Source organism: Microbulbifer mixtoriginis (SeqCode) (assembly GCF_052466695.1).
The window spans coordinates 524,103-544,524 of sequence record NZ_CP174285.1 but is presented as its reverse complement, the minus strand read 5'-3'; the positions used below and the strand labels follow the sequence as shown (position 1 = coordinate 544,524).

The 20,422-nt window shown below is 54.2% G+C and carries 15 protein-coding genes; 4 read left to right on the top strand and 11 right to left on the bottom strand.

Annotated features, from left to right (window positions below):
* Positions 1-20: 20 nt before the first annotated feature.
* From ACJJI0_RS02210 to ACJJI0_RS02185, 6 genes are all read right to left on the bottom strand, one after another.
* Positions 21-3,668, bottom strand: a complete 3,648-nt coding sequence (locus tag ACJJI0_RS02210; protein ID WP_444884478.1) for an ATP-binding protein — start codon at positions 3,666-3,668, stop codon at positions 21-23.
* A gap of 155 nt (positions 3,669-3,823) precedes the next feature.
* Positions 3,824-4,588 carry a DUF4194 domain-containing protein gene (locus ACJJI0_RS02205; protein ID WP_444884477.1) on the bottom strand — a complete coding sequence of 255 codons (765 nt, stop codon included), beginning with the start codon at positions 4,586-4,588 and terminating at the stop codon, positions 3,824-3,826.
* On the bottom strand, positions 4,581-6,008 hold the full coding sequence (locus tag ACJJI0_RS02200) for a Wadjet anti-phage system protein JetA family protein (protein WP_444884476.1): 1,428 nt from the start codon (positions 6,006-6,008) through the stop codon (positions 4,581-4,583). Before ACJJI0_RS02200 ends, ACJJI0_RS02205 begins: the two co-directional genes overlap by 8 nt.
* Positions 6,009-6,023: 15 nt before the next feature.
* Entirely contained in the window at positions 6,024-6,212 is a 189-nt protein-coding gene (locus tag ACJJI0_RS02195) for a DUF3012 domain-containing protein (RefSeq protein WP_252082097.1), read from the bottom strand.
* A gap of 109 nt (positions 6,213-6,321) precedes the next feature.
* Entirely contained in the window at positions 6,322-7,698 is a 1,377-nt protein-coding gene (cysS, locus tag ACJJI0_RS02190; RefSeq protein ID WP_444884475.1) for a cysteine--tRNA ligase, read from the bottom strand.
* A gap of 87 nt (positions 7,699-7,785) precedes the next feature.
* On the bottom strand, positions 7,786-9,459 hold the full coding sequence (locus tag ACJJI0_RS02185; RefSeq protein ID WP_444884474.1) for a glutamine--tRNA ligase/YqeY domain fusion protein: 1,674 nt from the start codon (positions 9,457-9,459) through the stop codon (positions 7,786-7,788).
* A 212-nt stretch (positions 9,460-9,671) separates the two neighbouring features.
* Between ACJJI0_RS02185 and ACJJI0_RS02180 the strand changes: the two genes are divergently transcribed.
* Both ACJJI0_RS02180 and ACJJI0_RS02175 read left to right on the top strand, forming a co-directional pair.
* On the top strand, positions 9,672-10,181 hold the full coding sequence (locus ACJJI0_RS02180) for a peptidylprolyl isomerase (RefSeq protein WP_252082100.1): 510 nt from the start codon (positions 9,672-9,674) through the stop codon (positions 10,179-10,181).
* Between the two features lie 35 nt (positions 10,182-10,216).
* The gene (locus ACJJI0_RS02175) at positions 10,217-10,942 is read left to right on the top strand and encodes a UDP-2,3-diacylglucosamine diphosphatase (RefSeq protein WP_444884473.1); all 726 of its coding nucleotides are present in this window, start codon (positions 10,217-10,219) and stop codon (positions 10,940-10,942) included.
* Between the two features lie 32 nt (positions 10,943-10,974).
* On the opposite strand, the gene ACJJI0_RS02170 is transcribed toward ACJJI0_RS02175, so the two are convergent.
* The 4 genes from ACJJI0_RS02170 to ACJJI0_RS02155 all read right to left on the bottom strand — a co-directional run bounded on the left by ACJJI0_RS02170 (position 10,975) and on the right by ACJJI0_RS02155 (position 15,400).
* Positions 10,975-11,904 carry an NAD-dependent epimerase/dehydratase family protein gene (locus ACJJI0_RS02170; RefSeq protein ID WP_444884472.1) on the bottom strand — a complete coding sequence of 310 codons (930 nt, stop codon included), beginning with the start codon at positions 11,902-11,904 and terminating at the stop codon, positions 10,975-10,977.
* On the bottom strand, positions 11,901-12,728 hold the full coding sequence (locus ACJJI0_RS02165; RefSeq protein WP_444884471.1) for a glycosyltransferase: 828 nt from the start codon (positions 12,726-12,728) through the stop codon (positions 11,901-11,903). Before ACJJI0_RS02165 ends, ACJJI0_RS02170 begins: the two co-directional genes overlap by 4 nt.
* Positions 12,729-12,802: 74 nt before the next feature.
* Entirely contained in the window at positions 12,803-14,107 is a 1,305-nt protein-coding gene (locus ACJJI0_RS02160; protein WP_444884470.1) for a condensation domain-containing protein, read from the bottom strand.
* Between the two features lie 18 nt (positions 14,108-14,125).
* Positions 14,126-15,400, bottom strand: coding sequence for an NAD-dependent epimerase/dehydratase family protein (locus tag ACJJI0_RS02155; protein ID WP_444884469.1), 1,275 nt, complete (start codon positions 15,398-15,400; stop codon positions 14,126-14,128).
* A gap of 403 nt (positions 15,401-15,803) precedes the next feature.
* On the opposite strand from ACJJI0_RS02155, the gene ACJJI0_RS02150 reads away from it, so the two are divergent.
* The gene (locus ACJJI0_RS02150; RefSeq protein WP_444884468.1) at positions 15,804-16,955 is read left to right on the top strand and encodes a saccharopine dehydrogenase NADP-binding domain-containing protein; all 1,152 of its coding nucleotides are present in this window, start codon (positions 15,804-15,806) and stop codon (positions 16,953-16,955) included.
* A 101-nt stretch (positions 16,956-17,056) separates the two neighbouring features.
* On the opposite strand, the gene ACJJI0_RS02145 is transcribed toward ACJJI0_RS02150, so the two are convergent.
* On the bottom strand, positions 17,057-18,340 hold the full coding sequence (locus ACJJI0_RS02145; RefSeq protein ID WP_444884467.1) for a condensation domain-containing protein: 1,284 nt from the start codon (positions 18,338-18,340) through the stop codon (positions 17,057-17,059).
* Positions 18,341-18,703: 363 nt separating this feature from the next.
* Between ACJJI0_RS02145 and ACJJI0_RS02140 the strand changes: the two genes are divergently transcribed.
* A complete protein-coding gene (locus ACJJI0_RS02140) occupies positions 18,704-20,401 on the top strand; it encodes an FMN-binding glutamate synthase family protein (RefSeq protein WP_444884466.1) in 1,698 nt (565 codons plus the stop codon).
* Positions 20,402-20,422 lie beyond the last annotated feature (21 nt).

Sequence of the window (20,422 nt, the reverse complement as noted above, 5' to 3'; positions counted from 1 at the left end):
GGGTTTCCCCCCGAAAATACCTATCCCTCTACTTCTACCAGGTCCATAAAATCCAGCGACGCCTGCTGGCGAATCGTGCGGCGGTGATTGGCCCAGAGTTCGGCGATACGCTCCTGGTTGCACACCTTGCGATCGACATACACCCGCGTATTCAGCTGGCCGATGGGCCTGGCACTGGGGCACTTACTGAATACAAACTGATTCGAGATCAGGTCCATAAAAGGCCCGGATTTACTGCTGGGCATAATAAACAGCAGCTGTAAGCCCAGCGTTTCGGTCAGATACCGGATCACTTCCTTGGAGCGGGACTCATCCATTTTGGAGAAGGCCTCATCCACCAGCACCATCTGCAAATGGCTGCCGCTTTCACCAAAGCGGAAGGCCGAAGTGACTGCTGCGGAGCGGATAATATAAGCCGGCGTTTCCAGCTGACCACCGGAACCAGTGCCGTACTGGCTGAGCGCAATCGGCTCCTTGCCTTCCGGTTCCTTATAGATCTCATAGCTGCGGTAGTTGCGGTAATCGCTGATTCGATCCAGCTCGCGCCGCGCCACCTGCTCGTCTTCACTCAGCAGCATACTCAACAGGCGATCCCGCACCTTGCGGTGCTTGGGCGCCAAGTCCGTGTCGAACAGGCTCTGTTCTTCACCCAGATTCGGCAGTTCAATTACCGCCTTAAAGAAGCTCCAGTACTCCTTGAATTCCGCCACCCACTGGTAGTCGAAACGGAAGCGCTCGCGGTCGGCGCCAAAGCGGTGGTGTTCCAGCTCTTTGTTCAGATCATCCAACACGCGCTTACCATCGTTAATGGACTGGTAGATAGCGTGGCACAAGTGGGTTACAAAAGTGGTGTTAAAGGATTTTTTCAATCCCAGCAATTGATCGTGGCGCTCCACCAGCAGGTTGTTCTTCAGGCGGTTGCGCAGGGTCTCTACCTGATCGCCGAGACCGCTGATCAACTTGAACAGGTTGTCTTTATGGCCGCCACTCAAGTCTGGCTCAAACACCAGGGTATCGACGCTGGCACAGGTGGCGTTGTACTCCATCACCGCACGATCGAGCTGGCGACTGTATTTCTCCAGCTGTCCCTGCCAACTTTCGATATCCGCTGAGAAGTCGAAGTTGTCGGCGGCGCGCTCTACCTGCTCGTCGGCAGTAACCAACACTTGCTCGGCATCGAAAGTAGGATCGATGGCGGTAATACGCCTTACCATTTCCTCGCTGTCACTGGCGGCATCGTCCAGGGATTCCAGCTCGCCAGACAGCGCGTATAAGAGTTTTTCGTTGCTTCTTAGCTTGGTCTCCAGAGAGCCATGTTTGCGCTGGAGGTCCGACAGCTGCTTCTGCTGGTCTTTAAGCTGGGCCTTGAGTTCATCGACCTGCTGCTCGAACTGCTCAAAGTCCTTCAGGTCCAGGTTTTCCAGGGCCCGCTCGGCGCTGCGCCATTCCCGCTGGGCCGCCAGGGCGGAATCCACAATGGACAACAGCTTGATATTCGCCAGTCCGCGCACCGCATTGGTGACACGGCGGTAGAGCTGGTGGCGCTCGTTGATGTGGGCGGCCTCTTCCAGCAACTGCTCCATAGCGCGCTGCTGCGCCGCCAGTGCGCGGGCGCGGGCGCCCTGGCCGAAGACCAGCTCGGCATCGTCCATATCGCAGCGCCACATACTGTAGTTGCCACTGGCCATACCGTCGGCGGTCAGGCCCCGGCGGGTGCCGCGCAGCTCGTGTTCATCCTCCACCTGCACCACGGCACCGTAAGAGGCGCGCAGATAGTGCTCGGCAGTTTTATGGGTGAACTCCATCAGTTCGATAATGGAGCCCGACGGCGTATCCAGACGCTCCGCATCGCGGCGGGCTTTATCCCCCTGGATCACCCGGGCGCGGTTGTTGCGCCCGGGCAGGCTGCGCACGATACGAATCGCGCGGGCCTCGTGTTCCGGCTCCACAATAATCGAGAAGCGCGCACCGCCCAGATAGCCTTCAATCGCCATCTGCCAGCGCTCATCCAGCACTTCCACATAATCACACAGGACGCGGGGCTCCGCCTCCGGGCACTGCTCGCGAATTGCGGCCAGGGCCGCTTCCACCGATTGGGGGTAGCGCACGCGGTTGGCCTGGAGATGCTGAATGCGGCTCTCCTGGGTGCGCAGCTGCTTTTGCAGCTGCTGTACTTTTTGCTCCCAGCGGGAGGCCTGTTGGGCAATCTGCTCTTTGGGGGAAACCTCATCACCGACGCCAGCTTTGCCACTGCTATCCAGCAGGTCGTAGAGGCGGTTCTGTAGGGCCTCACTGCTGGCAGCGCGCTCGCGCAGTGGCTCCAATGCAGCCAGGTCAATCCAGTCCTTGCCTAACAGCTTGTGCAGATCCGGCAGGTCTTCCTCGCGGGCTACCTGCTTGATCGCCTGCACCAGTGCTTTATCAGAGAAAGCGGGAATTTCCAGCTCGGCGGAGGTCGAGTTGAGCAGGTTTAATAATTCTTCAGCGGCCTCGCGGTTCTCGCGCCAGCGGGCCTCTTCGGCAGACATGGGGGTGTGCTGCTGGGACAGAAGGCTCAGGGCATTGTTAATACGCTGTTCCAGTTCGTCCTTATTGCGCAGCGCATCGATACCCAGGCGCTGGGCTTGAAGCTCTACCAGCTGGCCATTGAGTTGCTCGACGCGCTCGGAAGCGACGCGCACTTCGCGCTCATTGTTGTCCAGATCGCTGCGCAGTTTTTTCTGGTCGTTCTTGCCGCTCAGATAACTCTTTTGTACCCGCTGCTGGCGGTGGCGTGCGCACAAATATTCCTGCACCCGCAACTGCAACCACTGCTCCCGGTAGAGCTCTACCGACTGGGCGATGGCCTCCAGGGAACTGACCCGCTCCACAATCTGGCGGGCTTCCTGCTCCATGCTGTGGATGGTTTTCATCAGCTCGGAAACGGAGCGGATGGCATCACCCAGATCGCGTTTTTCCAACACTTCCTGGGCGACAAAATCGTTGATGCTTTTTACTGGCTTGTAGGCCATAAAATTGGCAAAGGTGCGCGCAGCGTGCATGGCCTCGCGATCGGAGACCGCATCGCGGCGTCCGCGCAGGGCGCCGTAAAGGCGGCGCAGGTAGGCCTTTTTCTTGTCGTACTGCTCGACTTTTTCGAACTGCTTGCTCAGGACCTGGTTGAATTTATCCAGCGGCAGCAGGTGCTTGCCATCGGTGTAATCCCGTACAAAATCGCCCATCACCAACTGTTCACCGGGGAATACAAAAAAGCGCAAATCACTCTGGCGAGCCTGGGCGGGTTTGCTGCTGTTATCCAGGTGTGCGCGAATACCCATCACTGCAGTAAAAGGCTCAGCATCGTCTTCACCGCTGGTGGGGTGAAAAATACCGGCAATGTAACAGTCGGTGGGCTCTACCCGAGCGTAACTGCCGTCGTCACAACCCAGTACATAGGAAGCTAGCGTCCGCACCTGCTTGCCACCCCGCCCGCGCTGGGTGGTTTCATCCTGCCCCGGGTTAAAGGTAAACAGGGTATCGTGGGCGGCGGTCATCAATGTCTGGATAGCATCAGCCGCCGTGGTTTTACCGGAACCGTTGCCACCGGAAAACAGGTTGATCGGGCCGAAATCATATTCCAACTGCGGGATATTGCCCCAGTTAATCAGGATCAGTTTTTTTAGGAACATAGTCTTTTCAAAAAAACGGTCTTTTCAAAAGCAGGGTCTTTTTGCAGGCGGGAAGCCGACACCCCTCTCCGAGGCTCCCGGGTGCAATTTACGCAAACCCGGGCGGTCGAATGTTTTCGATTTTTTATAGCCGCTAGTGCGGCCTCTATTTTCAACTAGGAAGCGGCTTCACTCTCAAACAGGCTGTTATCTTCGACTTCTGGAGTGATGCGTTCGAGCGATTGCTCTTGTTCCGCCTCTTCAACCTCGCCAACCTCATGAACTTGAGCGGCCTCGCTCTCCACTGTAGGAGGGACTTCGCTGTCGATCAGCTGGTGCAATACCGACTCGCTGACAAAGTGGGCGATGGTCGGGCGTACGCGCAACCAGACTTCCGCACTGGTATCCACTTCTTCGCTGCTGAACTGCACCAGGCGCAACTGGCGCAATTTCTTCAGTAGGTTTTTACGCTCGGCGTGCTTATCCGGCAGGGACATTTTCAGCAGGTTGCGCATGCCCAGTTCCAGGGCTTCCATCGACAGGGCGGCGCAACCACTCTCATCCACTTGCCCTTCCCGCAGCGCTTTATCGTATTCCACGCGCAGGGCGAGAATCGCGGCCACTTCCTGTTGGCTGAGTCGGGCGCGGAAGCCGCCGTGGTGCGGCTCTTCCTGATCCGGCAGACCCGGTACTTCGGCACCGGGCGGATACACGCGAATAAACTGGAAACGGCTGTCGTGCTGCAAACGCAACCCCAGCGGGGCCAACCACTCGCGCACCAGCTGCTCGCAGCGCTGGAAGCGATCATAAAGCGTGGTTTCGATAACGCTTTCATCCCGGCAGATAACGCCGTAATCCAACAGGCGCACCAGCAGCTCGGAGAATTCACTGCGGTTCAGGCGACACTGCGCCAGGGCCTCTTCCAAAGCCTGTTCAATCACTGTTTTTCAGCTCCAGGATATATTCGTCAAATTCGGTGAAATAATCATTGCTGGCGATTTCACCGGTAAATTTCACCTGCAAGTCGGCGGCACCGCTCTGGTTCACCGCCGCCGCTTCGATCACATGGCTCATAGCGAGCAGATCACGCGCATCGCGCAATGGCAGGTTGCGGCTGTTGATCTGGCGGCCAGTGCCGAGAGCATCACTCAGATAATCACGCAGGTTACTGTTGTTGAAATTAAACGCCTGGTCGAGCAGTTGTTGCAGCTCGATCTCGCGGCGGTTTTCTTCACCAATGGGGGTTTCATCTTCGACCCGGGTATTCACCGGCTGGCGGCGATTGCGCTGCCACAGCTGGGTTTGTTTGGGGTCAAACAGGCGCAGCTGGAAGCCACCTAACTGTTCGCCCAGCTGCTCGAGAATTTGTGTTTTTTGCTGGCTTTCACCGAGGCGCTGGCACAGGTCGGCAAATTCACCTTCGGCCTGGCTGTGCAGGTAGCTGAGCTGGCGGATAATAATATCGGCACGCTTGGTAAAGCCCTGTAGTGCACGGCGCAAAGCGGGCAACTTCACCTCGCAGGCGCGGCGCATGCGGTCCTCGATGGTATCGAGCATCAGCCACAACAGGGATTGGCCCGGTTGCACCAACTCTGGCAGCAGCTGGCGCAGGCGCTTCTCCCACTCCGCTTTCTGCACATCCTCCTTGCGGCGAATGCAGTCAATCACCCGGTTGATGGAGTCGCGATGTTTTTCCACGCTGTCCGCAGACAGTCGGATAGCCAGGTCCGGCTGGAAGCGGCTCTCCATAAAGGAGAAAAACTCATCGGTGGCCTGCTGCACCAGCAATTGGGCTTCCACCTCCCGCACCATTTCCCGCTTGCGCTCTTCCAGCTCGGCGATCATATCGGTGAAATCCGCCACGATACGCTCGGAGTATTCCCAGGCATCGATCAAGTCGTGGATTTCACCTCGGCTGGCAAAGGCTTCCAGGGCATTTAAGGTGTTGCGGGTATTGCGGTGGCGAGTGCGCACGCGAGTGCCGTTCACTTCCACTAGCGGCTGAGTAAAAAGGCGGCCCCGGCGGCTAAACGGATAGGTGGCGGTGAGCGTGGCGCTATCTACCTGCTTCTCCAGCCAACCGAATTCCACTAGGCTGTTCAGTACCCAGACGGCCTGGTCGCGCAGGTTGCGGAAGCGGCCCTCGGGGTCCTGCACTCCATCTTCACTATCGAGTTGGGGCGCGCGGGTCAGGGCCTCGGCAAAAATTTCCAGGATCTGCTCGCGCAGCAAAGACTCACCGTAGTCAGCCTTGGCGGTGTACAGACGCTCATACAAAAGACGCAAGCACTCAACCACCTGTTCGCGGTATTTACCGGTCAGCGGGCGGAAGAAGTGCTGGTAGGAATCGACGAAGAACAACGACTATAGGCCCGCTTATTCCTCTTCCGGCTTTTGGTTGAAGACGCAGTATTTGGTGTAGTCGCGTCCATCATCCAGGGTCCATTGGCCCTTGGGCACCTTATCCATTTTTTCACACCAGGCATCGGAGCCGCGCTTGGGCTCACAGGCGGTCAGTGCGACAAGGGCAACAGCGGAGCAGATCAGAACGAGTACTTTTTTCATAGTTCGCTTCTACAAATGAAATTCGAATGGCTTTTTCTCCCCAGCTGCGACCAGACAGGGAGAATCAAAAGGCGTAGTTAAAGGATGTCGTTTAGGGGTTAGAGGCGCCCTACTCGCGGCGCCACTTAGTGCCCTCGCGGCTATCCTCAAGCACCACACCCTTTGATTTTAACTCTTCGCGAATCTCATCGGCGCGGGCAAAGTCACGGTTTTTCTTGCTCTGCACGCGCTCTTCAATCAGCGCTTCAATTTCCTCTGCGGAAATAGTTTCTTCGCCACCGCGGGCCTGCTTGAACCAAGCTTCCGGGTCTTGCTGCAAAATGCCAAGCATTTCACCGGCCGCCAGCAACAAACCTTTTAGGCGTGCTTTATCGGCGTCTTCGGCCTTGTTCAAATCGCGGGCAATCTGGTGCAATTCGCTAATGGCGATCGGCGTATTCAGGTCGTCTTCCAGCGCTTTAAGGAAAGCAGTGTCAGTCAAATCTGCCGCTTGCGCCTCAACCACTTCGGTTTCACGCAGTGCACCGTAGAGGGTATCCAGGGTGCGCCAAGCCTGGTCAAGCAGGTCAGCACTGAAATTCAGTTCTGAACGGTAGTGGGCAGAAAGCAGTGCGAAGCGCAGTACTTCGCCAGGGTAAAGTGCCAGCAGGTCTTTGACCATGCGGAAGTTACCCAGGGACTTGGACATCTTCTCGCCATCGATATTCACGTAGCCGTTGTGCATCCAGTAGCGCACAAAATCCACGCCATTGGCGCAGCAGCTTTGGGCGCGCTCGTTTTCGTGGTGGGGGAAGGTCAGGTCGCGACCGCCGCCATGGATATCGATAGTGTCACCCAGGTGCTTCTTGATCATGGCCGAGCACTCCAAGTGCCAACCCGGGCGCCCACGGCCCCAGGGGCTGTCCCAGCCGGGCTCGTCATCGGCGGACGGCTTCCACAGTACGAAGTCGCCGGCGTACTTTTTGTAAGGCGCTACTTCCACCCGCGCACCGGCGAGCATATCGTCGAGGGAGCGCTTGGACAGCTGACCGTATTCCTGCATGGACTCCACCGCGAACAGCACATGGCCCTCGGCGGCGTAAGCGTGACCCTTCTCCAGCAGGCTTTCGATCATCGCGATCATTTCCGGCAGGTGCTGGGTGGCGTAGGGAACGATATCCGGCTCCAGGTTATTGAGCGCGGCCATATCCTCGTAGTAAGCCTGGGCATAGCGGGCAGATAGTACAGCGATTTCCTCGCCGTCATCCCGCGCGGTCTTCATGATTTTGTCGTCAATATCGGTGATATTGCGCGCGTAAATCACATCGCTGAAGTTTCTTTTCAGTACCCGGTACAGGGTGTCAAACACCACCACAGGGCGGGCATTGCCAATATGCACCCGGTTGTACACGGTGGGGCCACACACGTACATGCGCACCTGATCTTCCACCAGTGGTACGAAAGGTTCTTTCTTGCCGGAAAACGTGTTGTAGACCTGTAGAGACATCTCTTCTCTCAAATTCTTTTGCTGACTGGGCTGGGCCTATCATTGGCCCAACCTCCAAATACTGCCCTCGGACAGTGACCTGTTTTGTTATTTGCTTTGCTCTTTCGCCCAGCTGTCGCGCAGACCAATAGTGCGGTTAAACACCGGCGCTTCTGCGCTGCCGTATTTGCTGTCGCGACAGAAGTAGCCGTTGCGCTCGAACTGGTAGCCCTGCTCCGGCTCCGCTTTAGCCAGGCCGATTTCCGCCTTACAGCCTTTTAGGATTTGCAGGTTGTCCGGGTTTACACAGTCGAGGAAGTTCTTACCGCCGGCATCCGGCGCCGCATCGTTGAACAGGCGATCGTAGAGACGCACTTCGCAATCGACATTGTTGTCCGCAGATACCCAATGAATAACGCCCTTCGGCTTAACGCCGTCGGCCGGGTCCTTACCCAGGGTGTCCAGATCAACCGAGCAGATCACCTCAACAATTTCACCGGCATCGTTCTTCACGACTTCTTCCGCAAAGATCACATAGGCGTTGCGCAGGCGAACTTTTTTGCCCAGCACCAGACGCTTGTACTTCTTGTTGGCCTCTTCGCGGAAATCCTCTTTCTCAATATAGAGAGTGCGGCCAAACGGAAGTTCACGGGCCGGCAGATCGTCCCGCACTGGGTGGCCCGGTGCTGACAATATCTCTTCCTGACCTTCCGGGTAATTTTTCAGGGTGATCTTCAAAGGCTCCATCACGCACATAGCGCGCGGTGCATTTTTATCCAGGTCGTCGCGAATGCTGTACTCCAGCATGCTCACATCGACGACGGAATCGGAGCGGGTTACACCGATCATCTCGCAGAAGTTGCGAATGGAAGCCGGGGTAAAGCCGCGACGGCGCATACCGGACAGGGTCGGCATGCGGGGGTCATCCCAGCCGTCCACATGGCCTTCGTCTACCAACTGCTTGAGCTTGCGCTTGGATACCACGGTGTAGTTGAGGTGCAGACGTGCAAATTCGTACTGACGCGGACGCGAAGGCACCGGCAGGTTCTCGATCAGCCAGTCGTACAGCGGCTTGTGATCTTCAAACTCCAGGGTACAGATGGAGTGGCTGATACCTTCAATCGCATCACACTGTCCGTGAGCGAAATCGTAGCTGGGGTAAATGCACCACTTATCACCGGTCTGGTGGTGAGCCATCTTTTTGATGCGGTAAATAATCGGGTCGCGCAGATTGATATTGGGCGCGGCCATATCGATCTTGGCACGCAGGCTGCACTGGCCCTCTTCCATTTCGCCATTGCGCATCTTTTCAAACAGCACCAGGTTTTCCTCGACGGAGCGATCCCGGTAGGGGCTGTTCTTACCCGGCTCTTTCAGCGTGCCGCGGTAGTGACGAGCTTCTTCTGCGGACAGATCGCAGACGTAGGCCTTGCCATCTTTAATCAGGTGCAGTGCCCACTCGTACAATTGATCAAAATTATCCGAGGAATATTTGGCCTCGCCATTCCACTCAAAACCGAGCCAAGAAACGTCGCGCTTAATCGCATCGACAAACTCTTCCTCTTCCTTAGCCGGGTTGGTGTCATCAAAACGTAAATTGCAGGTGCCGCCAAACTCCTGAGCCAAACCAAAGTTCAGGCAGATGGATTTGGCGTGTCCAATATGTAGATATCCATTCGGCTCCGGTGGAAAGCGGGTTGCCACCTGGGATACCCGGCCCTCTGCCAGGTCTTCGCGAATAAGGTTCTGTAAAAAGTGAGCGGGCTTGCTCTCGGATGTCATAGGATTCTCTTATTTACAGCTGTGCGAACATAAACGGCGAATTATACCCTAGTTGAGCCACAGAATATCCTATTTAGCTGAGCGCCAGACGATGATTTTTGCTGTTGGCGCACACTTTTTAGGCAATCCATTATGATATCGCGACTCGGCGTTTTACAGCTCCTGACTAAAAGGTATCATGCCGGCCGAAATCAACCCTCATAGGACATTTTATGATCACCTTGCACACTACCCACGGAGATATTGCTATCGAACTGGATTTCGACAAGGCCCCAAAGACCGCAGCCAACTTCCTGCAGTACTGCCGTGACGATTTTTATACTGGGACCATTTTCCACCGGGTGATCGACAACTTCATGATTCAGGGTGGCGGCATGACCCCCGACATGGAGCAGAAAGAAACCCGCGAGTCCATTGAAAACGAAGCGGACAACGGCCTGAAGAATGACACCGGCACCCTGGCCATGGCCCGCACCATGGACCCCCACTCCGCCAGCTCCCAGTTCTTTATCAATGTAAAGGACAACGACTTCCTGAACTTCCGCAGCAAAGACACCCAGGGCTGGGGTTACTGCGTATTCGGCAAAGTGGCCGACGGTATGGACGTGGTCAATAAGATCAAGAGCGTAAAAACCGGCAGCAAGGGCTTCCACCAGGACGTACCCATGGAAACCATCGAAATCACCGGTATCAGCATTTCTGACGACTACGCAGACAAGTAATTTTTCGAGCCCATTTAGGCTCTAAGGCGGGGACATTGTCTATTTATTTTATTTCCGATCTGCACCTCGATGAGAGCCGACCGGAGATTACCCAGGCTTTTTTTGATTTTCTGCGCGGCCCCGCCGCCGGTGCCGAAGCACTGTATATTCTCGGCGACTTCTTCGAGGCCTGGATTGGCGATGACGACGATGCCCCCCTGATTGAAGAGGTGGTGCGGGAGTTAAGCCACTACAGTAGCACCGGGGTGGAACTGTACCTAATGCATGGCAACCGCGATTTCCTGCTCGGTACCGATTTTGCCCAGCGCACAGGTGTGGTGCTACTGCAAGACCCAACTACCCTCACCCTGGCTGGCCGGCAGGTTCTCTTAATGCATGGCGACAGTCTCTGCACTCGCGACGAGGAATATATGACTTTTCGGCGCCAGGCGCGGGACCCCAATTGGCAACAGGAGTTGCTGGCCAAGCCTTTGGAAGAACGCCGCGCTATCGCCGCACAGATTCGCGCCGCCTCCAAAGCCATGAATGGTCGCAAAGCGGAAGACATCATGGATGTTACCCCTGAGGAAGTGGAAAGAGTGATGCGTGAATACAACGTAAATACCCTGATCCACGGCCACACCCACAGGCCCGGTCGCCACCCCTTCTCACTTGATGACGCTGCAGCAGAGCGCATTGTACTGGGAGACTGGGATCGCAATGCCTGGTGCCTAAAAGCGAGTGGGGAAACATTGGAACTGATGCACTGGCCAATCGGCTGAAGCAGGGCTACCCACATCCAGCTTCCCAATAGTTAGTGACAGAGCTTTTGTTCGAGCTTCACAGCCTCCGCCAAGAGGCGCAGGCTGTGGCGCAGACGCTTCGCCCCACCAAAGCGGAACCCTTTGGCCTGTAAATAGGCGCAATCCATTATTGCTGGCCGCTCTCCCTGAGCATCCGGAGGCAGAGGGCTACGCTTACCCAACATGGACTGCAAAATCTCCGCCACCTCTCGGTAACTCACCAGGCGATCACTGCAATTCACCGCCCTCCCCTTGGCATCCGCCTCCGATAGGACCAACTCCACTGCCCTGGCGACATCTTCCCCATGTACTTCTGTAGCAACTCTGGTTTGAGTGAAGGGCTCACCGCTCACCACTGCGCGAGCAATGTCATACCACTTACTGCGCTCGAGGGGATTCACCACACCATAGACTCCGGTGAGACGCAGGGAGACCGCGTGCCATTGACGCTGCTGGGCCCAAGCGGAAACCATCGCTTCCACCGCCGATTTGTAAGCCCCATAAAATGTATCGGGCAAAGCCGCCTGATGCTCGTACAAGTTGCCTCGCAAACACCCCGTGGCATACACCGCCCTGCTGGAAATAAATACGAATTTATCCACGGAGGCAGTATGAGCCACTTGCATCAGTAGCAGCGTACTGTTCAGGTTTGATTGGAGATACCCGGAAAGATTCTCCCCTTCCCCACCACGATAACGCCCAGGCAAGTGATCATAGGCACAGTGCACTATCGCATTCAAACCACTAACAAACCTGGATAGAACTGCACGATCCGCCATATCGCCAGCAACCCACTCAAAGTTGCTACCTGTAGCAAAAGGAAATAACCCAGATTTATGACCTGTGCGGGATAGTGCTCGCACTTTATAACCATGATCGAGAAAGTAACGGACAATAAACTGCCCCACATAGCCACTGGCGCCAGTGATGCCGATATTCACTGGGCACTACTCACTGACTGACTCTGCTCATGGGTCAACTGCTCGATTCTCGCACCGATATCACGACCCTGATTGACTGCCCACCACAATTCGATCAAGGGTCTGAGCTGCTCCATTTTCGTATGGTCTTTTTGCCAGGGTTTTTCGTATTGATAGTGAATCACATGAATGCTACTCCACAACCATAATTGCGGTAGATTCAGATACAGATATTGCAAGGCATTGTAGATATAAGGCATACCGTGCCAGCGAGGGAAAAATGCCTGCAGAAAAGTCTGGTCCGTGCGCCGCCAAAAAGCGTCCGGCTTGTCTAACAAGGTCATCATTGCTCGGTAGGTTTCTACACAAGGTACGGCGGTAAACAGGCCAGAATTCATTCGGCCAAAGCCGTCCAAGTTTTCATAGAGATTGGGCGCGGCACAAAATTCAGGGTATCCCATCAGGTGGTCGATATTGCGCAGTACCAACATATCTGCATCGAGAAAAATTAGCTTGTCATATTCCTCCAGCTGCCAGAGGGACAGCTTGCAAAAATTATTCAGAGGAATATGAAACCGAGGTTTTTCCCCTTTATCGAAAGGCGCGCGCATGTGAAGTCCTGCGCGCTCATGGCGCTGGATAAATGCCTCAGAAAAATCTGGAGGGCTGATCTCCCGCACCAGGCATCCAGATAATTCCAGCGGTTCCGTATCCACAGAATCGGCAACCACCATTGCTATCAAAGGGTGTGTAGCCCTCACCCTTTCCAGCGAACGTTTTAGCGCAACCGCACCAATCACATAATCCGGGCTGTTTACGAGGGTAATAAAGGCACAACGAGACATGATGGCTACTGCAATCTGTTTAACACTAGTTAGGTATACGCACTGCCTAGCACTTAGAAATGCCTATGGGAGACTCACAGGGGAGGCATTTTCTCATCCGCTCCATGGATTGAGCGAAGGCACCAGCGATCTGCAATGCTCTCCACCTGCTTAAGGCTGAAACAGTTCACATTATAGATAAAGCTCGCCCGTAACTGGCCGCCATAGACTGCCAGTGAGAGGTAAATTCCGTAAGGGGTGAGACGCGTTGGCAGCGGGGTCGTATGTATTTTCAAATTCTCACTAATTTCTACCCACTCCGAAGTTTCGCCGGTATACACAGCGGTAAACCCTTCATGATGCTCCTCCGCCTGAAGAAAAGTAATTAGAAAGCAGCTTGAGGCGTTAAGGTTGTGACCGATACTGCCGTGAGGGCCAATTGAGTCAGCAGCGTAGGCCGTGCGCATCGCATGCCGGATCTCTCGTGACAGGCGCACGAGCTTTTCTGACCAGGATTCATTTCTGCAAACTGACAAATTGCCATAGCGAAACATGGGACCAAGAATATAGCGGTGCTCTCGCTTTAAGCGCAGAGACAAGCTGGTATTTAGCCAAAAGTCATGATGAAGAAATTCACATAAAGTTTGCTGGTAGGCGGCGCATAAGAAGACAAACAAGCTGATTTCTGCATCACTGACATTGGCTTGAATCTGCGTAAAATCGGCTCCGTCAATATTGAGAATCACCTCATCACAATTAATTGAGACAATCTCTTGGTGCGAAGCCTGCCAAACGGCTTCTCTCTGTAGCTCTAGCTTATTGCGCCAATAGTAACTGGCTTTTTGCCCACGCTCCGTCCCAAGATATGTCTCTTCAAAATTGATATAGTCGGCAAAATCGGTGGACTCCCCGCGGGGTTTATAGGATTTCCCTGCTCCCATTGCCAGGTAGGCAGCTAGGGATTCGGCCCACAACAGAGACAGACTAATACCATCGGTAATAATGTGGTGGCACTTGGTCAAGAAAATATATTCATCCTCACCGGTGCGAAAAAGGCTGAGGCCTAGCAGCTGGTCCGAATTTAAATCCATGGGGGAGCTGCTGAACTGGCGCAGGAAGCTGGTGATATGCGCCTCACTCATATGGCGAATATCCATGTAGTCCAGTTCGATATCATCAAAACTTCGAATAGCCGGCTCATCCCGGTAGCGGCATCGGAAAATAGGATAAGCGTTTACAACCGTGGGCACAGCCCGCTCAAACAGTTCGACATCTACGTCCCCCTTAATACGCATGGCGCGAGTAATCAGGTCCGCCAGTACCTTGCGGTGATTCAGGTTGTAAATACTCTGCTCCGTAATCGACAGAGGCACATTCGCAGAGCAATCCCAGCCTGGCATAGGAGTTCCAGTCGTCGGCTAAGAGTTAGTGGGCCGAATCAAATTCTGGGCCCCCTCAAGTACCTTGTGCAGGTGTGGTGTCTCAACATCTGGTGTACTTTCCTGGACTTTGTGGGTGCGCCAGTAAGAGCGACACGGGATTAGGTCTGCATTGCAGCGATAGGCATATTTATCTGCTACTTCAGAGATTTCCTCCAGCAATCCCTGGGCCAAAAAAGTCGGCTTTAACCCCAGGTTGCAGAGACTGGCATTCTCCACAAATAAATCATTTTCCGCAGCCTCATTGCGCGGATTGTCGACAAATGCCACCTTGGCTCCGCTCACATCGGCAATCATTTTGGCGAGATCACGCACCCGATGGGTTTCGGTCATTTGGTTCATGATACGCACCCGCTCTCCTGCGACGGGAGGAGAGTTAATCGCCAGCTGGATACAGCGCACGGTATCGGAGATATGAATAAATGCACGGGTTTGCCCGCCGGTACCGTGTACAGTCAATTCATGTCCGGTAGCGGCTTGCATCAGAAAGCGGTTCAGTACAGTGCCATAATCACCGTCATAGTCGAAGCGGTTGATTAGGCGCTCATCCAGGGAGGTTTCCACAGTTTGTGTCCCCCACACTATCCCCTGGTGTAAATCTGTAATTCGCAAACCATCATTTTTGTTGTAGTAGGCAAAGAGCAGCTGATCCTGGGATTTCGTCAGATGGTAAATACTGCCAGGGTTAGTGGGATAGAGTATCTGCTGGGACACCCTCTGGCCGTTTGCCATCGGTATTTCCACATCCAGATAACCTTCTGGAATCTTCATGCCCGCAGAGCCATAACCGTAAACTCCCATAGTACCGAGATGAACGATATGGCTATCGACGCCGGCATCCACCACCGCGGCGAGAAGATTATTGGTGACATTGATATTGTTGGAAACGGTGTAGCGTTTATGACGCGAGGATTTCATGGAATATGGCGCTGCGCGTTGCTCAGCAAAGTGCACAATAGCAGCGGGCTGGGTCTCGGTAATCAACTCCATTAGCGGCTCGTAGTCACAAGCCAAATCCAGCCTGTGCAGCCCGATATTTAGCCCGGTCGTCTCCCACCAACACTGCAGGCGCTGCCCAATACTCTCAATCGGTGTCAGGGATTCCACCCCCAACTCCTCATCGATACGACGCCTTGAGAAGTTATCCACGATAGTGACCCTGTATCCCTGCCGCGATAAAAACAAGGCCGTAGGCCAACCGCAAAAGCCATCTCCCCCCAACACCAGAATATGGGCATTACCGTTTTGCCGCATATTAACCTCCCCAGAGAAAAGTCCGCGCCAAACACCAAAAGATATGAATAAATAATATACAAGACCGCCGATCAGGTTACCGTCAAGTAAGTGAATAGTGTCATCGATTAGCCCCTGTAAGACACAAACTAGATAAGGCTAAGGGATAGCGCCTGGTTTTCTTTAACAGCCGATAAGGCGTGAATAACGAACCCTGCCGGGGGTAATCCGTTGACCCTTTTTACGTCATAGTTGTCCCCCTAAGATTACTATTTATTCGTCGGTACTCACCAAGCAAAGGCAAATCGTGATAAACCGCCAGCCAGTCATTTAATCAATAGTCACTAAGATTCTCTTGATTTACGTCACTGCCCCATTGCATGATCCACTCTAACTAACCTCAGGGGAGAGGAGTGCGATCCAGGTGATTAATAACCTGAACAAACGCGTATTAATACTCGGCGGCTACGGCAACTTTGGCGCGCGCATTGCGCAAATGCTGAGCTCCGAGCCCAATATTCAGCTGATTATTGCCGGCCGCAACAAGGCTCTAGCAGACCAGTGTGCCGAGGGACTCGGCGGGCTCGCCGAAGGTTTACGCCTGGAGAGAGATGCCGTCAACTTGGCTGCGCAACTCAAAGCCCTCCACCTGGATCTTTTGATTCACTGCGCAGGCCCCTTCCAAAAAGAGAGTGATTATCGGGTTGCAAAAGCCTGCATTGAGTCACGCACACCTTACATTGATATTTCCGATGGTCGTCGCTTCGTGTGCGATTTTCACCGCCTATCCCCCGCCGCAAAGGCCGCCGGCATTAGTATGGTATCGGGCGCCAGTAGCCTACCCGGGCTGAGCTCCGCCGCAATCGCCGAGATCCAGCTTGAACTGCCAGTGATTCACTCCGTAGACATTGCCATAGCACCTGCACATCGAATAGATCGTGGCCTGGCGACGGTACGCGCTGGCTTTGAATCCCTTGGCCACAGCTTTCCACAGCTGCAGAGCGGCTACTGGCGCGAATCCCACGCAGGGAAAAATCTACGCCCCATCAACCTGGCCCACCCAGTGGGCAAACGCTGGCTGTGCGACTTTGATGTGCCCGACCTAGAGCTCTGCCCGAAGTATTTTCCCAAGATGCACAGTGCTCGCTTCGCCACTGGCCTTGAGCCTCTGACCCTGCAAATCGGCCTGTCCGCCTGCGCTCAATTGGCACGCCTACAACTACCGGCAACCACTGCGCGCCTAGCCCAACTTGGCCATAAGATCAGTGACCGCTGGCCGGGAGGCACGCCACACGGCGGCATGATCGTGCGTGCTACAGGGGAAAATGCCCATGGAGAAAGCGCCTCGCGCAGCTGGCAGGTATTAGGCCTAAATGGCGATGGCCCCTGGATTCCTGCAGCCCCAGCGGCAGCACTGGCGCGTAAGTTTCTACGCGGAGAAATGGAAGAGGCAGGAGCAAGAGCCTGCTGGCAGTTACTGAGTCTGGATGAGATTCTGCTTGAACTGAATGATCACTCTATCGTTACAGCTATAGAAACCCACTCCCGCGAGCGAATGCCAGCACTTGCTGGCTAGGGCGGTAACCAGGCCAACGCTTGTGCAAAGTGAATGATTTACCCCCGTACCCAATGAGAGTTTGCTGATATTTTTGGCGCAGTAACTCAAGCAAACTCGGCCTAACAGCCATTCTCCAAGATAAAACGCCACCGATCGCTGAGTTTTTGCACGGTGTCGCGGCTGAAACAGTTGGCGTTATAGACAAAGTTACTATGAAGGTGCCCACCGTAGGCCGCCAGAGAAAGATAGATTCCATAGGGTGTAATTCGGGTAGGCAAACTCATTGAGCGCATTTTTACTCTCTCATTTAAATTGATCCAGTTCGAGGAAGCATCGTTATAAATCGCTTGTAGTCCCTCCTGCTGTACCTCTGTTTGCAGAAAGTTAATTAAATAGGTGCAGGGAGCAGGCAGGTTATTGCCAATAATGCCATGGGGACCAATCGAATCAGCCACGTAAACCGTTCGCACGGCATAGTGTATTTCTTTGCACATCCGCCGTAGTTTTTTCAACCAGGTTTCCTCAGCTACCACTGCCAGATTTACCTGGCGAAACATTGGCCCCAAAACCTTCCGATGTTCTCTTTTGACCCGCAGTGACAAGCTCGTATTCATCCAAAAATCTTTTTGTAAGAGTTCGAACAAAGCCTGCTGAAATCCTGCACACAGATAGACAAAGTGACTGACCCCGGCAACCCTTGCCCGTTCTTTAATATGGGAGAACTCTTTCTTATACAGGGTGCAAACCAAGTCTTCACAATACAGAGAGACTCCTTTCCCCGATGAGGCCACTTCAACTGCGCCTCTCTGTCGGGCCAACTTATTTTGCCAATGTTGTAGAGCTTTTTGTCCCCGTTGGCTACGAATGTAGTTATTTTCAAAACCCACGTAATCGGCGTAATCAATGATTTCCGGCTGAGGACGAAAACCAGCCCCGCTCTCAAGGTCCAGATAAGTGCTCAGTATCAACCCCCAAAGCAGTGACAAACTAATCCCATCGGTAATAATGTGATGACACTTCGTTAAGAAGATGTATTCATCCTCTCCGGTACGGATAAGGCTTAAGCTCAACAGCTGATCAGTATCCAATGCTATTGGCGCATTACTGTATTGGGTTAAGAAGCTCTTTACATGAGAGTCACTCATGCCCCGAACATCCAATATATCCAATTCGACATCTGCAAAAATCCGCCGAACAGGCTCGCGGGTATAGCGACAACGAACAATAGGGTAAGTATTGACAGTTCGTTGAACCGCCTCTCTGAACAGGTCGATCTGGAGGGTGCCCTTGATACTGATTGCACGGGCGATCATATCTGCCAAGGCTTTTCGATAATGTAAGTTGTAGATACTCCTCTCGGTAATCGATAAGGGTACATCCGCAGCATGCTTCCATCCCGACATGCTTATCTCCCGTGAACGCTCAATCAATCTTATTTCTGCCAGAATCTTGTTAGGCGACTACTGGAATGCTCCGGCAAAGGACTCAGCCATTCGCAAAGGCCCACCCCCATACCACTCGACCTTCAAGCCTCAATTGAAATTACTGAATTATTCAGAGGCCCATTCCCTTATTAAGTATTGCAGGCCTCCCCGCATGGAAATAAACAGCTGCATACACTCAATGCCTAAAGCCAGTATTTACGCGCCTACAGACAGTAGATTGGCAAGATTCATACTGGGGGTGGTCAGTTTTGCGGCAGATCGTGGACCGATAGCGGCAAAGCCCCCTGTGATGATCTAGGTTCATTATCGGAACTCCCAGTAATGAGATTGAACCCACACACTATGATCATCTCCACAGCCTGGCGCGCCTATGCCAGTCGGAATGGAATCAAGCGCGCCATCATTCCGGTGACCGCCCTGGTTCTGACACCGATATTTTTAATACTCACCATTGCTGTCGATGCCTGGTGGGTGATCGCATTGCTACTCAGCCTGTTCTTAGTGCTACTGGGCATTTATGACATGCTTCAGCCCAACTGGAGTTTGACACGTAATTTCCCTGTTGCTGGGCGCATACGCTGGTTATTTATGAATCTGCGCCCCTACTTCCGCGCTTACATAGTGGAAGGTGATGAGGAGGGCAGACCATTTAGCTATGAGGCGCGCCGACTGGTCTACGCCCGCGCCGACGGTTTCTCGGATATGCACCCCTTTGGTACTGAGCTGGATGTACGCAGTGATGAATACATGTGGCTCACGCACTCCATTAACCCGGCCAAAGAGGCTGATATAAAGTCCCGCATCGAAGTAGGTTCTGGCCGCTGTGCAAAACCCTATTCGGCAACGCTATTAAATATTTCCGCCATGAGCTTCGGCGCCTTATCCGCCGCTGCGATTGAGGCACTGAATCAGGGCGCAGCTATCGGTGGTTTCTATCACGACACCGGAGAAGGTGGCATCAGCCCCTATCACCGCAAACACGGTGGGGACCTGGTGTGGGAGCTGGGAAGCGGCTATTTCGGTGCCCGTAAGGATGACGGCAGCTTCGATCCCGACCTTTTTCGCGAAGCCTGCGATGATCAGGTAAAAATGACGGAAATTAAGCTGAGCCAGGGCGCTAAACCTGGCCATGGCGGTGTATTACCCGGAGCAAAAGTTACCCAGGAAATTGCCTCAACCCGCAAAGTCCAGCCGGGCGTCGACTGCGTATCTCCACGCGCCCACTCGATGTTTTCCACCCCTATTGAAATGCTCGAATTTGCCGATCAGATGCGCAACCTATCCGGTGGCAAACCGGTGGGCGTCAAACTGTGCGTGGGGCAGGTCTTTGAAGTACTAGCCATTATGAAAGCCATGCTGGAAACAGAGAAATATCTCGACTTTATCGTGGTCGATGGCGCCGAAGGCGGGACCGGTGCCGCGCCATTGGAATTATCCAACCATGTGGGCATGCCACTGCTGTCGGGACTGATCGTAGTCCGCAATGCCTTAGTTGCTACCGGCTTGCGCGATAAGGTGCGCTTGGCGGCGAGCGGTAAAATCTACTCTGCTTCAGAACTCGCAGCCTGTCTGGCGATAGGCGCCGATTGGTGCAATGCCGCGCGGCCTTTTATGTTTTCCATCGGCTGTATTCAGTCGCGACGCTGCCACACCGATACCTGCCCTACCGGTGTCACGACCCAGGACCCCAAGCGCCAGCGGGGCCTGGTGGTGGATGTGCAGAGCAAGCGCGCGGCGGCTTTCCAGGCTAAGACCCTGGAGGCCCTGGGGGAGATTGTCGCCGCCGCCGGTTTAACCGAACCGCGCGACCTTCAACCCTACCATCTCTATCACCGCATCAATGGTACCGAGTCATATCCTATTGATCGCATCTGGCACTTTCTCAATGAGAAAGCCTTGATAGACGCCCCTGAGGAGACGCCTTACCGGCATTGGTGGCAGGCCGCCAGGGCTGATTCATTCCGGCCCGCAGTCAACCTGGCTCACCACGATGATCACTCCGCACTGCGGCGCTTGTAAGCCCCGCACCTTATTCTGGAG

Excerpts from the sequence above, each read along its gene's own strand:
- ACJJI0_RS02210 (WP_444884478.1), bottom strand. The coding sequence starts at position 3,668 with ATGTTCCTAAAAAAACTGATCCTGATTAACTGGGGCAATATCCCGCAG.
- ACJJI0_RS02155 (WP_444884469.1), bottom strand. The coding sequence starts at position 15,400 with ATGCGGCAAAACGGTAATGCCCATATTCTGGTGTTGGGGGGAGATGGC.
- ACJJI0_RS02160 (WP_444884470.1), bottom strand. The coding sequence starts at position 14,107 with ATGCCAGGCTGGGATTGCTCTGCGAATGTGCCTCTGTCGATTACGGAG.
- cysS (WP_444884475.1), bottom strand. The coding sequence starts at position 7,698 with ATGTCTCTACAGGTCTACAACACGTTTTCCGGCAAGAAAGAACCTTTC.
- ACJJI0_RS02180 (WP_252082100.1), top strand. The coding sequence starts at position 9,672 with ATGATCACCTTGCACACTACCCACGGAGATATTGCTATCGAACTGGAT.
- ACJJI0_RS02165 (WP_444884471.1), bottom strand. The coding sequence starts at position 12,728 with ATGTCTCGTTGTGCCTTTATTACCCTCGTAAACAGCCCGGATTATGTG.
- ACJJI0_RS02195 (WP_252082097.1), bottom strand. The coding sequence starts at position 6,212 with ATGAAAAAAGTACTCGTTCTGATCTGCTCCGCTGTTGCCCTTGTCGCA.
- ACJJI0_RS02140 (WP_444884466.1), top strand. The coding sequence starts at position 18,704 with ATGAGATTGAACCCACACACTATGATCATCTCCACAGCCTGGCGCGCC.
- ACJJI0_RS02145 (WP_444884467.1), bottom strand. The coding sequence starts at position 18,340 with ATGTCGGGATGGAAGCATGCTGCGGATGTACCCTTATCGATTACCGAG.
- ACJJI0_RS02185 (WP_444884474.1), bottom strand. The coding sequence starts at position 9,459 with ATGACATCCGAGAGCAAGCCCGCTCACTTTTTACAGAACCTTATTCGC.